The sequence below is a fragment of the Novipirellula artificiosorum genome (assembly GCF_007860135.1).
GTDB classification, from domain to species: domain Bacteria; phylum Planctomycetota; class Planctomycetia; order Pirellulales; family Pirellulaceae; genus Novipirellula_A; species Novipirellula_A artificiosorum.
Window position 1 is genome coordinate 1,090,977 of the sequence record NZ_SJPV01000001.1, and the last position, 17,268, is coordinate 1,108,244.

11 protein-coding genes are annotated in these 17,268 nt (G+C 56.2%); 4 read left to right on the forward strand and 7 right to left on the reverse strand.

All coding sequences use genetic code 11. From position 1 onward, the window contains the following. Nucleotides 1-445 precede the first annotated feature (445 nt). The 3 genes from Poly41_RS03840 to Poly41_RS03850 all read left to right on the forward strand — a co-directional run bounded on the left by Poly41_RS03840 (nt 446) and on the right by Poly41_RS03850 (nt 7,020). Complete coding sequence (locus Poly41_RS03840; protein ID WP_231615376.1) at nt 446-1,786, forward strand: Gfo/Idh/MocA family oxidoreductase; 1,341 nt, start codon at nt 446-448, stop codon at nt 1,784-1,786. A gap of 42 nt (nt 1,787-1,828) precedes the next feature. Further along, nucleotides 1,829-3,031 carry a lysophospholipid acyltransferase family protein gene (locus Poly41_RS03845; protein ID WP_146524556.1) on the forward strand — a complete coding sequence of 401 codons (1,203 nt, stop codon included), beginning with the start codon at nt 1,829-1,831 and terminating at the stop codon, nt 3,029-3,031. A gap of 218 nt (nt 3,032-3,249) precedes the next feature. After that, nucleotides 3,250-7,020: an efflux RND transporter permease subunit gene (locus Poly41_RS03850; RefSeq protein WP_146524973.1), complete on the forward strand. Its 3,771-nt coding sequence runs from the start codon at nt 3,250-3,252 to the stop codon at nt 7,018-7,020. A gap of 109 nt (nt 7,021-7,129) precedes the next feature. Here Poly41_RS03850 and Poly41_RS03855 read toward each other — a convergent pair whose 3' ends face one another. From Poly41_RS03855 to Poly41_RS03865, 3 genes are all read right to left on the reverse strand, one after another. After that, on the reverse strand, nt 7,130-8,986 hold the full coding sequence (locus Poly41_RS03855) for a biotin/lipoyl-containing protein (protein WP_197231047.1): 1,857 nt from the start codon (nt 8,984-8,986) through the stop codon (nt 7,130-7,132). A gap of 118 nt (nt 8,987-9,104) precedes the next feature. Next, nucleotides 9,105-10,271 carry a sodium ion-translocating decarboxylase subunit beta gene (locus Poly41_RS03860; RefSeq protein WP_146524557.1) on the reverse strand — a complete coding sequence of 389 codons (1,167 nt, stop codon included), beginning with the start codon at nt 10,269-10,271 and terminating at the stop codon, nt 9,105-9,107. Continuing rightward, the gene (locus Poly41_RS03865) at nt 10,271-10,570 is read right to left on the reverse strand and encodes an OadG family protein (RefSeq protein ID WP_146524558.1); all 300 of its coding nucleotides are present in this window, start codon (nt 10,568-10,570) and stop codon (nt 10,271-10,273) included. Before Poly41_RS03865 ends, Poly41_RS03860 begins: the two co-directional genes overlap by 1 nt. 354 nt (nt 10,571-10,924) lie before the next feature. Here Poly41_RS03865 and rimI point away from each other — a divergent pair, with 354 nt between their 5' ends. Continuing rightward, on the forward strand, nt 10,925-11,401 hold the full coding sequence (rimI, locus tag Poly41_RS03870; RefSeq protein WP_146524975.1) for a ribosomal protein S18-alanine N-acetyltransferase: 477 nt from the start codon (nt 10,925-10,927) through the stop codon (nt 11,399-11,401). A gap of 511 nt (nt 11,402-11,912) precedes the next feature. Here the strand turns inward: rimI and Poly41_RS03875 are convergent. From Poly41_RS03875 to Poly41_RS03890, 4 genes are all read right to left on the reverse strand, one after another. Beyond that, nucleotides 11,913-13,397, reverse strand: coding sequence for an MATE family efflux transporter (locus Poly41_RS03875; RefSeq protein ID WP_231615378.1), 1,485 nt, complete (start codon nt 13,395-13,397; stop codon nt 11,913-11,915). Nucleotides 13,398-13,403: 6 nt separating this feature from the next. Then, complete coding sequence (locus Poly41_RS03880; RefSeq protein ID WP_146524559.1) at nt 13,404-14,480, reverse strand: ROK family protein; 1,077 nt, start codon at nt 14,478-14,480, stop codon at nt 13,404-13,406. A gap of 220 nt (nt 14,481-14,700) precedes the next feature. Continuing rightward, entirely contained in the window at nt 14,701-15,762 is a 1,062-nt protein-coding gene (locus tag Poly41_RS03885) for an SAM-dependent methyltransferase (RefSeq protein WP_146524560.1), read from the reverse strand. A 57-nt stretch (nt 15,763-15,819) separates the two neighbouring features. After that, nucleotides 15,820-17,199 carry a radical SAM protein gene (locus Poly41_RS03890; protein ID WP_146524561.1) on the reverse strand — a complete coding sequence of 460 codons (1,380 nt, stop codon included), beginning with the start codon at nt 17,197-17,199 and terminating at the stop codon, nt 15,820-15,822. Between the last annotated feature and the right edge of the window lie 69 nt (nt 17,200-17,268).

A 17,268-nucleotide genomic window follows, 5' to 3' on the forward strand; every position in this document is an offset into this window, starting at 1 on the left:
AAACAGAGGAGAAGCAGATAACCGAGCCGAGATTGCCCCTTACTGCCTGCAACCCCATTCTAGGCACTATCTTCTTTTAGGGAAGCAGTAAAACCTTAAATATGCGATAAGGACTAAATATAGAACCTAATGAATTTATGATCCAAGTATTCCCAAGCATTTCAGCGACGCGGTCGTCGTTTGGCGGCGTATGAACGATGGGCACGGATCACGGTCCAACGCCCCGCGGCGCGACGTCTTTTCGGGAGAGAAGGGCTGGGGATGAGCGGGCAGCAGCAGCGTGATCGAGCCAAGTAGTCGGTCCGCAATCGGTGTGCGAAAAGGACACCTCCGCCCGCCCCTGATTTGGCTATAATCATTCGCACTTGCCGCTGGCATCTTCCCCCCCACTGCAATCGCTGCTCCGCGGATGTGTGTGTCGCTCCCACCAATGAAAGGCCTACCGATGACCGAAATGCCCACTCAACGACGAAATTTTCTCAAACGAACCTCCGTCGCTGCCGGCGCCGTTGCACTTTCGGCCAGCGCCATTCCGAGCGTCCATGCTGCGGGTGACGAAACGATCAAAGTCGCATTGGTCGGTTGTGGCGGTCGAGGCACGGGGGCGGCATCGCAAGCCCTCAATACGGCGGGTCCGGTCAAGTTATGGGCGATGGCCGATGTTTTTGAAGACAAGTTGAAAACAAGTCTCGAGGTCTTAACCAAGGGACAAGAACAACGCTATGATCGCGAGGCGCACGACGGCTTTGCGAATCAAATTGACGTTGCACCGGAGCGACAGTTTGTCGGTTGGGATGCCTACAAGCAGGCCATCGACAGCGGTGTGGACGTGGTGATTTTGACGACCTTTCCCCACTTTCGCCCGATGCAGTATGCGTATGCGGTTGAGCAAGGCAAACACGTCTTCATGGAAAAGCCGGTTGCCTGTGATGCGGCGGGCGTCCGCCAGATCTTGGCAGCGAACGAGATCGCCAAGCAAAAGAACTTGAAGGTGGGGGTGGGTTTGCAACGTCGCCATTCCCCGCTCTACCTCGAAACGCTCGATCGAATTCACGGCGGTGCGATTGGCCCGATTCAATCGATGCGGTGCTACTGGAATTCGGGATCCGCGGGCCAATTAAATCCGCGTCGTGGCGAAACGGAAATGGAGTTTCAGATGCGTAACAAGTATTACTTTACATGGCTCGCCGGCGATCACATCGTCGAGCAACACATTCACAATATCGACATTTGCAATTGGATGGCTGGTGGTCATCCCGTAGAGTGCAACGGGATGGGGGGCCGAATGTGGCGAAACGGGCGAGAGCATGGGGAGATCTACGACCATCATTTCGTCGAATACACCTATGCCGATGGAACGAAGATGCACAGCCAATGTCGGCACATCCCTCGGTGTTTTAGTAGCATGTCTGAACATGCTCAGGGATCCAAGGGCTCGGCGATGCTGGACAATCGCAATGGCGTGATCGAGATCGCGGGTGCGGAGCCGTGGAAATATAGGGGCGAAAAAGTGAACCCCTATCAGAGCGAGCATGATTGCTTGTTCGACGCGGTGCGAAAGGACTTGCCTTTCAATGAAGCGGAGTACGGAGCGATCAGCACGATGACGGCGATCATGGGACGGATGGCAACCTATAGTGGTAAGGTCGTTCAATGGGAGGATGCCTTGAATTCAGAGGTTGACTTGAAGCCCGACCGCTACGCCTGGGACGGCACCCCCCCAGTGGTTCCGGATGCCGACGGAGTCTATCCGTGTGCGATGCCGGGAATGACCAAGGTACTGTAGTCACACGTTGTTCTCACTCTTTTCGAACCAAGCGAACTGCGAATGAATCGATATCGCATGCGTTTTGCACCCAGTGTGTGGAAGCCCAAGTTGAATCCGTGGTTAGTCGATTGGTTACGTCCGCTGCGAAAGAGGCGTCAATGGTCGGAGTTGAGGATCAATCGGGTCTCGGTCGTCGGCGAATCGATCGTACGCGACCAGTTGGATGCTGGCAGTGGCGTGCTGCTGATGCCGAACCACTCCAGCCACGCCGACCCGTATATCATCTATGCTGCGGCCGATCGGATCGGGACGGCGCTCTACGTGATGGCGACGTGGCACGTCTTTGACGGACAACCCTGGCTGACTCAGCAACTCCTTCGATGTCATGGTTGTTTTAGCGTGGACCGTGAAGCGAACGACATTGGTGCGTTTCGATTGGCCACAGGAATTCTGCAAGAGAAGAAGCAGCCGTTGGTTCTTTTTCCTGAGGGAGAAATCTATCACTGCAATGACCGAGTGACTCCGTTTCGCGAAGGAGCCGCTGCGATCGCAGTGTCCGCCGCGAGGAAATCGAAACGGCCGATTGTTTGTGTCCCCTGTGCGATGACCTATCGCTATGAAGACGATCCGACCGATCAACTCGTCGAAACGATGGGTGAACTTGAAGAGGCGATTCTTTGGCGACGGCGAACCGGTCGGCCGCTGAGCCAACGCGTCTATCAGTTTGCCGAAGCCTTGTTAGCTGTCAAAGAACTCGAGTACTTTGACCATGCAAGTCGCGGCCCGCTGCCCGAACGCATTCGCGTTCTTGGCGATCACATCCTGAGCCAGGTGGAATCACGTCACGGAATTCTTGCGGGAAGCAGTTCCGTACCGGAGCGGGTCAAGGCGGTGCGACGCACGATTATCGAACAGCTTGAATCGGACGACTGTTCGTCGGAATTGGCCGCAAAGCTGAATGACGACTTGGAAGACATGTTCCTCGTGGTTCAATCCTTCAGCTATCCGGGTGACTATGTGAAGGCGGAACCGTCCATCGAACGGTTGGCCGAGACCCTGGACAAATTCGAAGAGGATATCCTGCGGCGGTCCACCGCATCAATCAAGGCCGAGCGGAGTGTTCGCGTTCAGTTCGGTGACGCGATCGCGGTAACGGGTGATCGTAAGGATAAGGGCCAAACGTCTCGAATCACGTCGAAAGTCGAGGCGGCAGTCCAATCGATGCTCGACGAGGGGGCCCGTTGGCGCTGCGGTTCGGCCTAACCGAGAGAAGAATCGCCTGCACGGAAGCCGTTGCAACGACTCCGACGCCGCAAAGACACCGTGATCGGCATATCCGGCGGCGTTATGACCGTCGTTCGCATGGCAGCGGTCGATGTGAAGTGGACCATCGGCGCTTCGGTTGGTAGCCTTTATATTGCCTGTTGGTTTCTTGAACACGGAAACCAACGCGCCCAAAACCCCCGAGATCCAAGTTGTCCATGCCGCCTTTTCTCGAGCGACGTAGCCCTGCACGGGTCTCGTATGCGCTGTTGATCTTGATGGCTTTCTTTTTCTTTCTCCCCTCGGTGTTTCGCGCCGCACGGCTGAGTTTGGGAGAGAAACAGAATAATATCAAAGATTGGTTGCCAAGCGACTTCCCTGAAACAGCCGAATTGGAGTGGTTTGGTAGCCACTTCGTTGGGGAGAGTTTTGTCTTGGCGACCTGGCCAGGCTGTACCAGCGGCGATCAGCGGTTGCAGTTGCTCGAACAAAAATTGCTTCACGAATCCGACGCCTTCGATCCGACGGGCAAGCTACCCCCCGACGACATCGACGATTACCGACGCGCGAAGGAGTTGGGTAAAAAACTCGAGCTGCTCAATACGGGACGCAAATTTGATAACTGGGGTGGCAAGCAAGAGAAATGGGTTCGTGCCGCCAAGGGGACATGGTTTTACTTGACGCCCGACGGTCGGTTTTATCGTTGGGAAGGATCGATGACCGGGCCGGCATCCTTGGTTCGGTCGATCCAACGCAGCCTCGGTCGTTATGAACTCGATGGGACCTTTGTGACAGCGTTCGGGCAACAACCTGATGATGAGCAGAGCAACCCCTTTCACAACGATCCGACCCTCCTTTGCGCGCCGCTTTTTCACACCGTTCAAACCGGTGGCTCGATCGCAGAGCAGTTAGCGTCCGAAGGGGGGCCGCTTTGGCCCATCGAGTTGATCGACCCTGCAAGTCGCCCGACGATTGCCCGTCGTTTGGCCATGAAGCGATTGACCGGGACGATGTTTGCCCCTGCGGTACCGCCCCAGTTTGATTGGACGGCGAAGTCGTTTCGTGCAGCGATCCCTGAGGAGGTTGGCGAAACGCTAAGTGACGACTTTGAGTTGACGGTTTCCGAGACCCTCCGTGAGATCGTCGAGACTCGTTTCGCGGGATCGATCGAGCAGCTTCAAGCGGCTCCGATCGACGAGCAAGCCGACGTCTGGTATGCGGTTTTTGATGCGGTTGCGATCGAGCCCCCCCCGCGTTTGAGTTGTGTTTTGGTCACCTTGACCGACATTGCGAAAGAGAACCTGCCGTACGTGCTGGGGCGTGGTGCAGCGGGAGGCCCGCGAGGCCGGCTGCTTCAATTGGCCGAGGAATCGGGCATTCATCCCGCTCCGCCACCTTCGCTTGCACCGCCTCCCTTCAACCGCGAACCGGTCGAATCGGTAGCGGGAATGCCAACGCTGCATCTTGGTGGGCCGCCGGTCGATAACTTAGCGATCGATGAGGAAGGCACGGTGACCCTGATTCGGCTGCTTGGATACAGCTTGTTGGTTGGAGTCGTTTTGTCGTACCTCTGCTTCACCAGTATCAAGATCACCGTGATGGTGTTTGTGGTGGGTGGTAGTGCAGCGATGTTGAGCATGGCGACGGTTTGGTGGACCGGGGGCAAGGTCGATGCGATTTTGATGAGCATGCCGTCGCTGGTTTACGTGATGGGACTTTCCGGTGCGATTCATGTTGTCAACTACTATCGCGATGAGGTTCGCCATCGTGGTTCAAGCGGTGCCGCGGGGCGAGCGATTCGCCATGCGGTCGTTCCTTGCACGCTCGCGTCGCTGACCACGGCGATCGGGTTGGTCTCTCTTTTCACCAGCAACCTGGCACCGATCAGCAACTTTGGGCTCTATTCGGCGATCGGGGTGATGGCGACCCTGGGTGTTTTGTTTTCTTACTTGCCCGCTGCATTGCAAACGTTTCCGCCCTCACTTCATTTCGCAAAGGAAGGTAAAAAGGCTTCGGAAAAGTCCGCTTCGCAGGAAAAGGTTGGGCAAGCTGATCGAGCGGAGGAGAGTGCATTCGCCGAGGCATGGGCATCGGCGGGGCGATGGATCACTTCGCACCATCTCGCGGTCACAACGGTTTGTTTGTTGGTGCTGTTTACAGCGGCCATGGGACTGCGGCACATCAAGACTTCGGTGCAACTTTTGAAGCTGTTCGATACCGAATCACGGATCATCCGTGATTATGCATGGCTTGAAGACCATTTTGGCAAACTGGTGCCGATGGAAATGATCGTCCGCATGCCTCCGTTGCCAGAGATTGCAGAAGAAGCGAATGAGTTGACGGATAACGTCGAACCGGCCGATACGGTGACGTCGCTCAACATGCTCGAGCGTGCCGAGGCGGTGTCACGGATCACGACGGTCGTGCGGCGGACCTTGGGTGAAACCGGGACCGATGTGGTGGGCCAGACGTTGAGTGCCGATACGTTTTTGCCCCCTTTGCCGGAACCCGAGTACCGTTGGACGAGCCGTCGATCGACGTTCAACCGTCGATTGTTGGCTTCCCGCTCGGAGTTGTTGGATAGCGACTACATCCGGATCGAAAAAGAGGGCCCCTTTGCTGGTAGCGAGTTGTGGCGAATCAGTTTACGCGTCGGGGCACTTTCGGATGTCGACTACGGACGCTTCATTTCTACGTTGCGAACCGCCGTCGAGCCAGTCCTGCGAGCCTATGACACACGCGAGGCCATCCTTGCGGCAATGACACGCGATGCGGAAGGCAACGCGGTCGGTTTGTCTGCTAAAACGCGTCTCTTGATCATCGGCCATTCACGCCCGGAATCGCTCGACCAGGCTAAGTTGCTTGCCGAGGACGGCGAAACCCTTGACGCGGAACAGATTTATCTCGCGACCCTTGGCGAACTACTCGCCGGAGTCCCGATGCGAACGCCAGGATGGATGGCCGAGGCGAACGTTACGCAAGACTCGAAGCAGTGGCAGCAAGCGATCGCGAACAATTTTGATGCCGTTGTTTGGGTTGGCGACCAGACGCCCGATGAAGCAACGCGAACAGCGATTCCTCGATTTATCGATGCTCGAGCCATCTATGCCAAGTCGGTTACACCGATCTTGATCGACGGCAACGTTCCGGATGTTGAAGGCTCCGGTGAATTGCAAGTCGTTTACACCGGAGCGATCCCGGTCGTCTACAAGGCTCAGCGAACCTTGTTGTTTAGCTTGGTCGAGTCCATTGCCTTGGCCTTCGTGCTGATTGCGGGTGTGATGACCTTGCTTTTGAATCCGGGACGTTTTCCATTCGGGTGGTTCTCGCCGAGCAACTTTGCCTACGGTGCAACCGCAGGAATGATCGCCATGATTCCAAACGTCTTTCCGGTGCTCTTGGTGTTCGGCGTCATGTGCCACCGGGGCATTGCGATTGACATCGGCACGATGATGACCGCATCGGTGGCGATGGGGGTCGCCGTGGACGACACGATTCACTTCCTTTCTTGGTTCCGAGCCAATTTGGATGCGGGGCTTAGCCGCGTGGAAGCGGTGATCGAAACCTACCGGCGCGTCGGTCCAGCCATGACGCAAACGACGATTGTCGGCGGACTCGGGTTGTTTGTATTTGCACTTTCCACTTTTACGCCGACACAGCGATTTGGAGTGTTGATGTTGGTCATGCTCGGCGCGGCTTTGGTGGGGGACTTGGTCTTGTTGCCGGCTTTGTTGGCGGGTCCCCTGGGTCGCTTCTTTAAACCGCGTGTTGTCGATCCCAATCCGATCCCAGCCTCCGACGTAGGCGCAGTAGAAGACGTGAGCGCCGAGGAAGACGCGGGCGCGGAAAAAGGCGCGGGCGAAGGGGAGGACGTGGGGGAAAAGGAAGGTGCATCATCGGGCGTGGAAGGCTTGCACGATGAAACGCTGCCTCGATTGAAAGTCCATTTCCCCTCGGGGCGAGTGGACTCGCCACACCGAGCACGGTAGATCGTACTCGGTCGTTTCAGACGGGATTTTTCGGTGAATACGCCGAGCCAACGGTTGACGATCGCGGAGCGAAGCTTGCCTTCCGCGCACAACATGAGTCGTTTTTATCCTATTGGATCGTTGCTAAGACCTGGCCGGTTGCAACCTTGTCGCCGACGTGGAAGCGAATTTCCGCAATCGTTCCGTTGACCGGAGAGGAAACCTCCATCTCCATTTTCATCGCTTCGAGAATCAGGATCGGATCGCCTTCGCGTACCTTGTCGCCAGGCCCGACGATGACCTTGAAGACGACGCCGGGCATCTGAGCGATCACTTGGGTCCTGTTGGCTTCTGACGCGGTGGAGGGTTCGATTTTCGCACCCCCTTCGTTGCCTTTTCCCTCTTCGGGACGAAGGGCAACCCGATAGACTTTGCCATCGACCGTGACCATGTCGCCTTCAAACGCCATAAAGAAATCTTCGCCATTGATCGTGACCGTGTATTCCGACGGTCCCTGTTTTGCGCTGGATGCGTCTTCCGAAGCGGTGCTTTGGGCCGATTGCGCCACCGGTGGGGCGCCCTTGTCGATCTTTCGCACGCCGACTTCCGCTTTTCCATGCAAGTAGCGGATTCCTTTTTCCTTACAGGTCGCTGCGATAAAGATATTTTCGTCGGTAATCCGCAATCCTTCTTCTTCGAGCAATGCCTTGGCCGGCTCGATCCCCTTATCCGGATCCGCATCGTTCAACTCAAGGACCTTTTGTGTCGTCGGTTGCAGGTTCAATTGCTGGCTAGCAAGCGCGACGATTTCGGGATCGGGTTCGACCGGTGTTTTGCCGAAGTAGCCAAGCACCATCTTGCCGTAGGGTTCGGCGATCTTCTTCCAAGGGCCGACCATGACGTTGTTGAACGCTTGTTGGAAGTAGAACTGCGAAACGGGCGTCACCGATGTGCCGTAGCCACCTTTCCGCACCACATCGCTCATGGCGGCGATGATTTCGGGATACTTGTCCATGATGTTGTTGTCACGCAGCATCTGCGTATTGGAGGTCAGCGCTCCGCCCGGCATCGGGCTCCAAGGAATCAGCGGTTCGACCGCAGTCGCTTCGGGCGGCAAGAAGTAATCGCTCATACAATCCTTGAAGACAGCCTCGGCTTCACGAACCTTATCCAAATTGACGTTCAAGTCGTATTCGCTACCGCGCAGTGCGTGCCACATCACCAAGATATCGGGTTGGCAGGTGCCGCCACTGCAGGGTGCCATCGACAAATCAATCGCGTCGGCACCCGCATCGAGTGCGGCCTTGTTGGCGAGCACGCTGACGCCCGCCGTCTCATGGGTATGGAAGTGAATGAACGTTCCCTCGGGCAACATCTTCCGCGCCGCTTTGATCGTTTCATAAACCTTTGAGGGGACGGCCGTTCCCGATGCATCTTTGAAGCAAACCGAATCGAAAGGAATTTCCGCATCCAGGATTTGACGCAAGGTTCTGGCATAGAAAGAAGCGTCGTGGGCACCTTCGCATCCCGGCGGTAATTCCATCAAGGTGACACAGACTTGATGTTTTAGTCCAGCGTCGACAATGCACTGGCCGCTGTAGATCAGATTGTTGACGTCATTAAGTGCGTCAAAGTTACGGATCGATGTGATGCCATGTTTCTTGAACAGGTCCGCGTGCAATTTGATAATATCACTCGGCTGCGATTCAAGTCCTACGACATTCACGCCACGCGCCAACGTTTGCAGGTTGGCATCTTTGCCAGCGGTTGCCCGAAATGCGTCCATCATCGCGAACGCGTCTTCGTTACAGTAGAAATAGAGCGATTGAAACCGTGCGCCACCGCCTGCCTCAAACCAGTCGATTCCCGCATCACAGGCTGCTTCCACCGCGGGCAAGAAATCTTTGGTAAAGACACGAGAACCGTACACGCTCTGGAATCCATCGCGAAACGCGGTACACATGAACTTGACTTGTTTCTTCGACACGTTGCGTTCCTGCTGTGAAAAATTGTAGGCCAAACCAACTGTCTGGCGAGTGAGTCGGTTCGTAAGGGATGAATCAGGCAAGCACCTGAGGGACGTTTCTCTGAGTGTGATTCGGTCGCTAAGGCAACACGGCCCACAACACGCCGGCGGCGATCGCAGATCCGATCACACCGGCAACATTGGGTGCCATCGCATGCATCAACAAAAAGTTGTGAGGATCTTCTTGTTGGCCAACCATTTGGACCACCCGAGCGGAGTCGGGAACGGCTGATACTCCTGCGGCTCCGACCAAGGGGTTGATCTTTTCGGTCAAGAACAGATTCATGAACTTGGCGAATAGCACGCCACCCGCTGTGGCGACAACAAACGAAAGCGCCCCGAGTCCAAAAATCAATAAGGATTGAGGACGCAAGAACGTATCGGCTTGAGTGCTGGCTCCAACGGAAAATCCCAGCAAAATGGTGACCACATCGATCATCGCGGTGCGAGCCGTGTTGGCAAGCCGTTCGGTCACCAAGCTTTCTTTGAGTAGGTTGCCGAAGAACAGCATGCCCAACAAGACGATCGCCCCCGGCGCAATCAACGTCGCGATTAAGAATGCAGCCACAGGGAAAAACATCTTCTCGCGTTTCGACACGTTTCGCGGTGGCTTCATGCGGATCAGCCGTTCTTTGCGAGTGGTCAACAGTCGCATCACCGGCGGTTGGATCACCGGAACCAGTGCCATGTAGGAATAGGCCGCGATGGCAATCGCGCCGAGCAGATCGGGAGCAAGTTTTGAGGAAAGAAAAATTGCGGTCGGGCCGTCCGCACCACCGATGATCCCAATCGCTCCCGCTTCCTTCAAGGTGAAGCCGAGGTAGATCGCTCCAAGAAACGTCAAGAACACGCCAACCTGCGCCGCAGCACCGAGCAAAACCAGTTTGGGGTTGGACAACATGGTCGAAAAATCGGTCATCGCCCCGATCCCCAGAAAGATCAGTGGCGGGAACAGTCCCCAACTGACGCCAAAGTAAATGTAGCTCAGGACACTGCCGGGAACGTAACCGATTTCGCCATCGCTAAAGTTCCACGTATGCACGTCGTACACGCTCATCGACATCCCCTGGACCACCGGGATATTGCCCACGACGGCTCCCATCCCGATCGGCACGAGCAATAGCGGCTCGTAGTCTTTCTTGATGGCCAAGGTGATGAAGGCGATACCGATCACGATCATGATCGCATTACCCAGCGTCATGGCCGAAAAACCGGTTGTCTTCCAAAATTCGAGAAATATATCCATTAACGTTCTTTCGAAGCCAACTGTTCTTGGTGTTTCATATGCAAGGCGTAGCCGATGGCGGCGTACAGGGCCTCATCATGCGGCTCCAGTCGCTCATGATGGCCTCGCCGGGCATGGGCGTCGTCTTGTTCAGGGAAAAGACGTCCCATCGCCGCCAAAACCTGCGGTAGCGCTGCGATAAACAGGCTGATAAACGCCAGCGCTAAGCCGACAATCACCATTCCCGCCACTGCGATCGTCAAACCTTGACGGGTGATGTCCGCGATCAGAAAAACATGCATGTCGGTAACAGACGCCATAGCGGAAATACTTGGGTTGGGAACGAGTTGATCGAGGACAGCCAACCGGGAATTGACGGACGCGAGCCTACAAGATAGCAGACAAGGATATCAAATGGGACCATGATGTTCATCTATGGGGAATCAGGGCATCCGGGGGCGGAAGCGAACAAAAAACAAGGGAACCCCATAATTTGTCTTGGTCCGATTTCCGTGATCTGCTAATCTCCGAAACACGTCGTTGGTTGCGACGCATTTCTGAAAGCTCGAACGGGATGCCATGAGGGTGTTTTTTCGAGAGGAATCGTTCATTCAGGTGGAAAGGACTCCAGCGTGGATACCAAGCAAGCTTCCGTCAGCGTTCACATTCGTTGGATGATTCGTCGCGATATGCCGGCGGTTCTGGGAATTGAAAACCGGAGTTTCGAGTTTTCTTGGACTGAAGAAGATTTTATTCGCTGTCTTCGCCAACGCAATTGCATTGGCATGGTTGCCGAAATCGATGATCAAGTCGTGGGGTTCATGATTTATGAATTGCACAAGAACCGGCTGCACATCTTGAACTTTGCGGTTCATCCAGATGCTCGCCGCAAGGGCGTCGCGAACTCCATGGTCAACAAGTTACTCGGCAAATTGTCGCAAGAACGGCGTAACCGAATCATGTTGGAAGTTCGCGAAACGAATCTCGAGGCGCAACTGTTTTTCAAGAAAATCGGTTTCCGCGCGATTTCGGTGCTGCGAGACTTCTATGAAGACACGGTCGAAGATGCGTACTTGATGCAGTACCGCTACGCACCAACGGCCGAGGAATTGGCACAGCCGCACAACCGGATTTCGCGGATGGCCGGTTAGTTTTTGCGCTCATCCGACGGAAGCGCGCAGAACGCAGACTCGAGGTTTTTTGGAGGTATGGCTCCGGTGTCCAATGATCTCTTAGAAAAGAGTCCCCGACGGACGGTCGTCCGCCGGGAACCGGTAGCACCCTTGGCGCACCGTCGACCGGGATATCCCTTGTCAAGTTGCACCTCTGCAGAGCTCCACTCCGTTTCTCCCGGCAACTGCACGATAACCAGTGAAAATAGCTCCTGCCAGCAATGATTGGACACCGGAGAGATGCCTCGAAAACCTCCTGCGGACGCTTCCGCCGCATGAGCCAGTTTTTCAACGTCGTGGACCGTCAATATTGAAACTGCGAGTTGGGACGCAGTGGACTTCGCCAGAAGTCCCTAAGAATATTTGAGTTACGGATTTCTGGCGAAATCCACTATTAAAATCCACTATCAAAAATTCAGTGCTGACAGTCCAGTTGGTTGGTTTTCGGGAGCGTCCGGATGGTATCCAAGACGGAGGGACACGGGTTCCCCTACACCATGCGCATCGTTTTCCATTTGCCTTGGGTGAAACGGGCGGCCATGAACAGGGCCAACATCCATACCCAGAGCGTGATCATCCACCACCACCAATTCAATTGGTTCTCGGCGGGTTCAAACATCACGCCGAATCCAAAGGCAAAAACGGACGTTGCTAGTCCGGTGCCCAGCACGAACCACGTGTCACCGGCGCCACGCAGCGCGCCGGCCAAAATCAACTGCGTTGCATCGACGACCACATAGATCGCGACGAACTTGAGCAGTCCTCGAGCAATCTCGATCGCTAAGGCGGAATCCTCGCTGGGTGTGTTGAGTTCGTAGAGATTCATCATCGTGTCGGGTAATGCCAAATAGCCGACGCACCAAAGGGCTGAATAGATCCAGCCGATCGCGAGAGCTGCAAAAACGCTCTTGATCGCCCTGGCGGGTCCCGTTTCGAGCAAATGGCGACCGACCAAAACGGATGCGGCGATCGACACGCCGACCAAGGGAATGAACGCGACCATGTTAAAGTTGATCGCCATCGTGGTTGCCCGTAGCGGCACGTCACCCAGTTTTCCAATCTGTAAGACAATCGCCGTGAAGCCGCTGGCTTCGGTCAGGAACATCAAACCGCTTGGAAATCCAAAAAACAGCAGCTTTTTGATCAGTGGCCAATCGAAACCGAAGCTGCGGCGGACTTGGTATTCTCCGGCGGAATCATAGTACAGAATCAAGAACGCAAAGCAAACGGCCTTAAACCAAAAGGCGATGGAACTGGCAATCGCCGCTCCCGCGATTCCCAGTTCGGGAAATGGGCCAGCGCCAAAGATCAAGATCCAATCAAAGACCAAGTTGACCAAGCCTGACATCAAGCTGACCCACATGATGACTCGTGTCCGTTCGGTTCCGCTAAAAAAACCGCTCAGGGCGTTTTCCAAAACCGCCCCAACTGCGCCGATTAACAACAGACGCAAGTAGGTCGCTTCGGCAGGGACGAGGCTATCAGGTTGCTCGCTGAGCCGAAACAAGTCGGGCGCGAAGTAGGCCACCAGGGCAAAGAACGGGGCCGACAACAAAGCGAGCCAGATCGATTGCCAAAGGAACCGGCCGATCCGATGTTCTTCGCCCGAGCCGACATATTGGCTGATGATGGCGCCCGTCATCGAGGCGATCCCGACCGGCAAACAGATCGAGACCCAGAAAAAATTCCCGCCTGCCATCGAGGCGCTCATCGACGCGCCGTCGTACCACAACAATAGCGTGCGGTCGATGAACAGGACGAGCGAGAAGGTGCCCGCACTGACCATCAAGGGCAGCGCAACCGCGAGCAGTTCGCGGACGATCACGCCAACGGAATCGCCGCTGTGGTCCTCGGGATGGTGATGAGGCGTAGGCTGGCCGCGTCGCAAGAGGCGCGCGAGCGTTTGGGGAAAGAAACGTCGCGCGTTGGTGCAAATTCGGCTGAGAACCGATGGAGGCTTGGAAACGGTGGTCACATTTGGCTACGCGGATGCTTGGGCCGTTTCATACGCTTCTGCCAACGCGCCAATCACCGATGCTTGGTCACCACACTGCGAAAAGGCAAAGCCCGGCAGGTTGCGGAACCCGTCGAGAGCGTGTTTCTTGTACGATTCTTCGGCGATTCTCGCGTAACGCTCGCGCATTTCCGCCGATAAATCACAAACACCACCACCGATCACCAAAAGCCCAAGGTCGCCGATATAGTTGACGACCAACATCGCGATTCCCAAGGCCGCAGCTTGGTCGTCAAACAACTGAATCGAGAGCGCGTCACCCGCGGCCGCGTACTCACGAAGTTTGCGAGCCTTGTCCTTGATCGTGCCCTCCTGGAAATTAAGCGGATGCTCTTTCCACTGAGGCAACGCCAATCGGTACTCCAATTGATGCGTCAGCGCGGTCAAAGAGATCGCCGATTCGGCCGTGCTCAGCGCGTTGCCCACTTTGAGTTGGCGATCGTGGTCGTAGCGAAAGGCATCGTGGGGTAAGAACAGGTGACCTGCATGTCCGGCGCGTCCTTCGCAGCCGCGGACCACCTTGCCATCGGCGACTTCGCCGCCGCCCAGTCCGGTGCCGACCGCAACAAAGAACAATGATTCAAGGTTATCCGGTTGGTGATCATTGGGATCAAGCGGTGGGGCACTCGGCCACGCCAGCTTTTTTGTTCGGACGACGTATTCCCCCAAGGCTGCCGCTTGGCCGTCGCCAAGGTACCAAACCGGGACGGGGCCACCGTCGCGCGAGAGCCGCGTTTGAAGTTGTTCGCGAATCCCGCAATTCACCCATTCGGGGTGCCGTAAATTCGGGCTTGGCCTCAAAACCCCATCCAGCGTCGCGGGTCCCGGAGTCGCAATGACGGTGGAGCTGACGTCCGAAAGCGAGCCGCCGAGTTGCTTCAGTTCCTTTTCGAGGTTCACCGCGATGTCTTCGATGGTCGCCGTGGGGCCTTCGATGGCACGGGTCGCAAACTGATCCGAGATCCGCACGACTTCGCGACGGTCGTTCCCGATCGCAACGGTCGAAGTGGTGCCTCCGACATCAATCCCAACAAAAAAAGACACCGGCCAATCTCCTGAAAAAAAACTCGCTACACAGCAATAAAAAAACGATGACGCCCGAGCGGTGGGTCGTGCCTGATCCTTTTCGACGCTCGGTCTTCAACATATCAGCCCCGTCCTTCTTAGGCGATACCCAGGAAACCGTCACGTCGTCAGGTCGTCCCGTCGCGAACGCGGCGATCGAATATCGGGTCAAACAACCGGTGGGAGGTTGGCACCTGGCCTACTTCATCCTGACTGCAAAACAAACCTCGCAGCGGTTCCGAGCCAATTGGCGAACTTGGATCGCTTTGGGGTTCCATGTCTCGACGGTCTGCTGCCACTGATCGATCTTCTTGGCCGCCTTGTAGTCGCCCAATTTCAACGTGATCAACAGTCCTCGTACGTCGCTGTAACGACTGGTGACGATATTGCCCACCGTGACAAGCGTTTGCTCGGGCTTCACGTTCGAATCGACTAAAATCCATTTCACGCCCCGAAAGTCTTTGCGAGGCAAATCGCCGGCACGGGCTTGGATGTACCGAAAATGGGGATGCTCGCTGATTCGGGGGTCCATCTCCGCAGGATCAATTCCAATGACTTTCAAACCGAGTTCGAGCAATCGACCGCATGCCCCACCGGGGGCGGCACCAATTTCCGCCGCCAAATCACCTCGTTGAATCGGAAAACCGCTCCATTGGATCGCTTCGGCGGCTTTGTAGTATGCTCGCGATACCGGCTCTTCCGCCAAGTCCATTGGCTGAATTCCACCTGGCCACCGGGTGGGCCAAGTTGAGGCAACGTGGGTGCCGAAGAACCAATGCGCGGGCTCGACCAAGACCACATCCAATACACGTTCACCCGGCTGCGCGACTCGGTTGGCTGCGTCGCAACGCAAGTGGTCCGGCGACAAGGCCGCGTAGATTTCAGCGGCAACCGCTCTGGAAACCTCATCGACACCAGGCTCGAAATCGAACCGTCCAATCGGGGCGCGATCCTTGGGCCAAACGTGAAGTTGGTCGAAGCGATGCTCCGCCGGGTAGTGGTCGGCGAGCGACTTCCGCAACGATTCGAGAAGTTCACTCGCATTCGGGCTGCGGGCTTGCCCGATCGACGTCGCGGCGGTGCGAATGAAAGTGCCCGAGGGGGTGGGGACACGTTCATCATGTTTGGCGGTGACAAAACCGGGCCGCGAAAACGCCAGTCGCCATCCTTCACCCGCGATCGACTCTTTCACCAGCGGTTCGGCACCGTGGGCACAGCAGATCATCGTAAATGTCGGACCAGGGGTCGATTCGGCGTTCATTCAAGGCTTCGTTCGAAAGGGGCGTTCGTAAAGGAACCGATGCGGAGCAGCCAAACGTTAGGGTTGCAAAAACGACCATCGAACTTCAAAGCCGGATTGAATCAGCCATGCAGCAACCTCGTCGGCGGATCGCTCGTCGGTGACGGGGAATTGTTCCCCCAGGCATTCCGGTCCACCCGGACATTCCGGTTCGCTTTGATCGCGGTAGCCACCCGGTGCCGTTGAACTGCCAGCGCTCATTTGTGTGATGCAGATTTGGGCCAACTGGCCGCGTAGAGCGGCCGGCTCACGCGTCGACAACACCAACTCGGCGTCCGGAAATGACAGCCGGCAAACGCTGTAAAGCCTGACAAGCATCTCGTCGGTCACTTGATAAGGAATGTCGAAATCGTCGGGCGCTTCGTGGATACGTGGCAAGCTGAAGGCGAGCTGCAAATTTGGAAATCGGTCTCGCAGGTATTGCCCATGACGCAGCATTGCGGTGACGTCGGCGACCGGATCCGATAATCCTAACAAGACCCCAAGCCCGATCCGCCCGATCCCCGCTTCGGCTGCCCGCTCGGGCGCTTCCAATCGCCAATGAAACGATGCTTTCGGACCCCGAATGTGATACGTTTGGTAATCCGCTTCATCGAACGTTTCTTGGTACAAGGCCAAGCTGCGTACCCCGGCGTCCACCATGGCCGCGTAAGATTCGGTGGACTGAGCCGCGATCTCGATACCGACCTCGATGCCGTCGCGATGCAGCCCGTCGATCAATTCGACAAAGTACTCGGTCGACGTGTGACGTGGGTAATCTCCTGCGACGATCAATTGATGGCCAAACCCGCGGCGCCGCAAAATGCGTGATTGCTCAAGCACTTGGTCGACGTGCAAATGCGTGCGGTTGATCTTCAGCGGATAACGGAATCCGCAATAAGTGCAGTGATTCACACATTCGCTCGAAACGTAGAGGGGCGCATAGAGCACCATCCGACGTTTGGCTGCTTCGGAGCCTCCGGAAACCTGCACCGAGAACCCTCGGTCCGTGACCTGCTTGGCCGCAGCGGTCAATTGGTCGAGGGGATAGGCAGCATCGAACCAAGTTGGCAATTTTGCGATCGGTTCGCTGTCGCGGGCGTCACTTCGTATGGCGTCGAGCGGACGACGAGGGGGACGCGGTTCGCCACCGCGAAGCTGGTTGGCATGAAGGTCCAAGTCATCCAGAAGCGATCGATCTTTCTCGTCCAGTGACCCATTTTGCTCATTCAAAATCTGGTATCGCCAACGCTCCAGTTGGGCTGCCAATTGCCGACACAGCTCGTCGGAACGCTGGCGATCGTCAAGCAGTGCTTGCTCGACTTGTTCGATCAGTTTGAGTCGATGTTCGGCGTGATGGTCGGATGCCCGTATCCAATCGGACCAGTGCAGAAGGGGCGAAGGGGTCAGCGCAGTCATCGGTTTCCTAGCGATACAAAAGAGGACGCCGGTACCTTAGCGAACAAACCCCATTTTGTCATGCGGCGG

Excerpts from the sequence above, each read along its gene's own strand:
- Poly41_RS03890 (WP_146524561.1), bottom strand. The coding sequence starts at position 17,199 with ATGACTGCGCTGACCCCTTCGCCCCTTCTGCACTGGTCCGATTGGATA.
- Poly41_RS03850 (WP_146524973.1), top strand. The coding sequence starts at position 3,250 with ATGCCGCCTTTTCTCGAGCGACGTAGCCCTGCACGGGTCTCGTATGCG.
- Poly41_RS03840 (WP_231615376.1), top strand. The coding sequence starts at position 446 with ATGACCGAAATGCCCACTCAACGACGAAATTTTCTCAAACGAACCTCC.
- rimI (WP_146524975.1), top strand. The coding sequence starts at position 10,925 with ATGATTCGTCGCGATATGCCGGCGGTTCTGGGAATTGAAAACCGGAGT.
- Poly41_RS03845 (WP_146524556.1), top strand. The coding sequence starts at position 1,829 with ATGAATCGATATCGCATGCGTTTTGCACCCAGTGTGTGGAAGCCCAAG.
- Poly41_RS03865 (WP_146524558.1), bottom strand. The coding sequence starts at position 10,570 with ATGGCGTCTGTTACCGACATGCATGTTTTTCTGATCGCGGACATCACC.
- Poly41_RS03885 (WP_146524560.1), bottom strand. The coding sequence starts at position 15,762 with ATGAACGCCGAATCGACCCCTGGTCCGACATTTACGATGATCTGCTGT.
- Poly41_RS03860 (WP_146524557.1), bottom strand. The coding sequence starts at position 10,271 with ATGGATATATTTCTCGAATTTTGGAAGACAACCGGTTTTTCGGCCATG.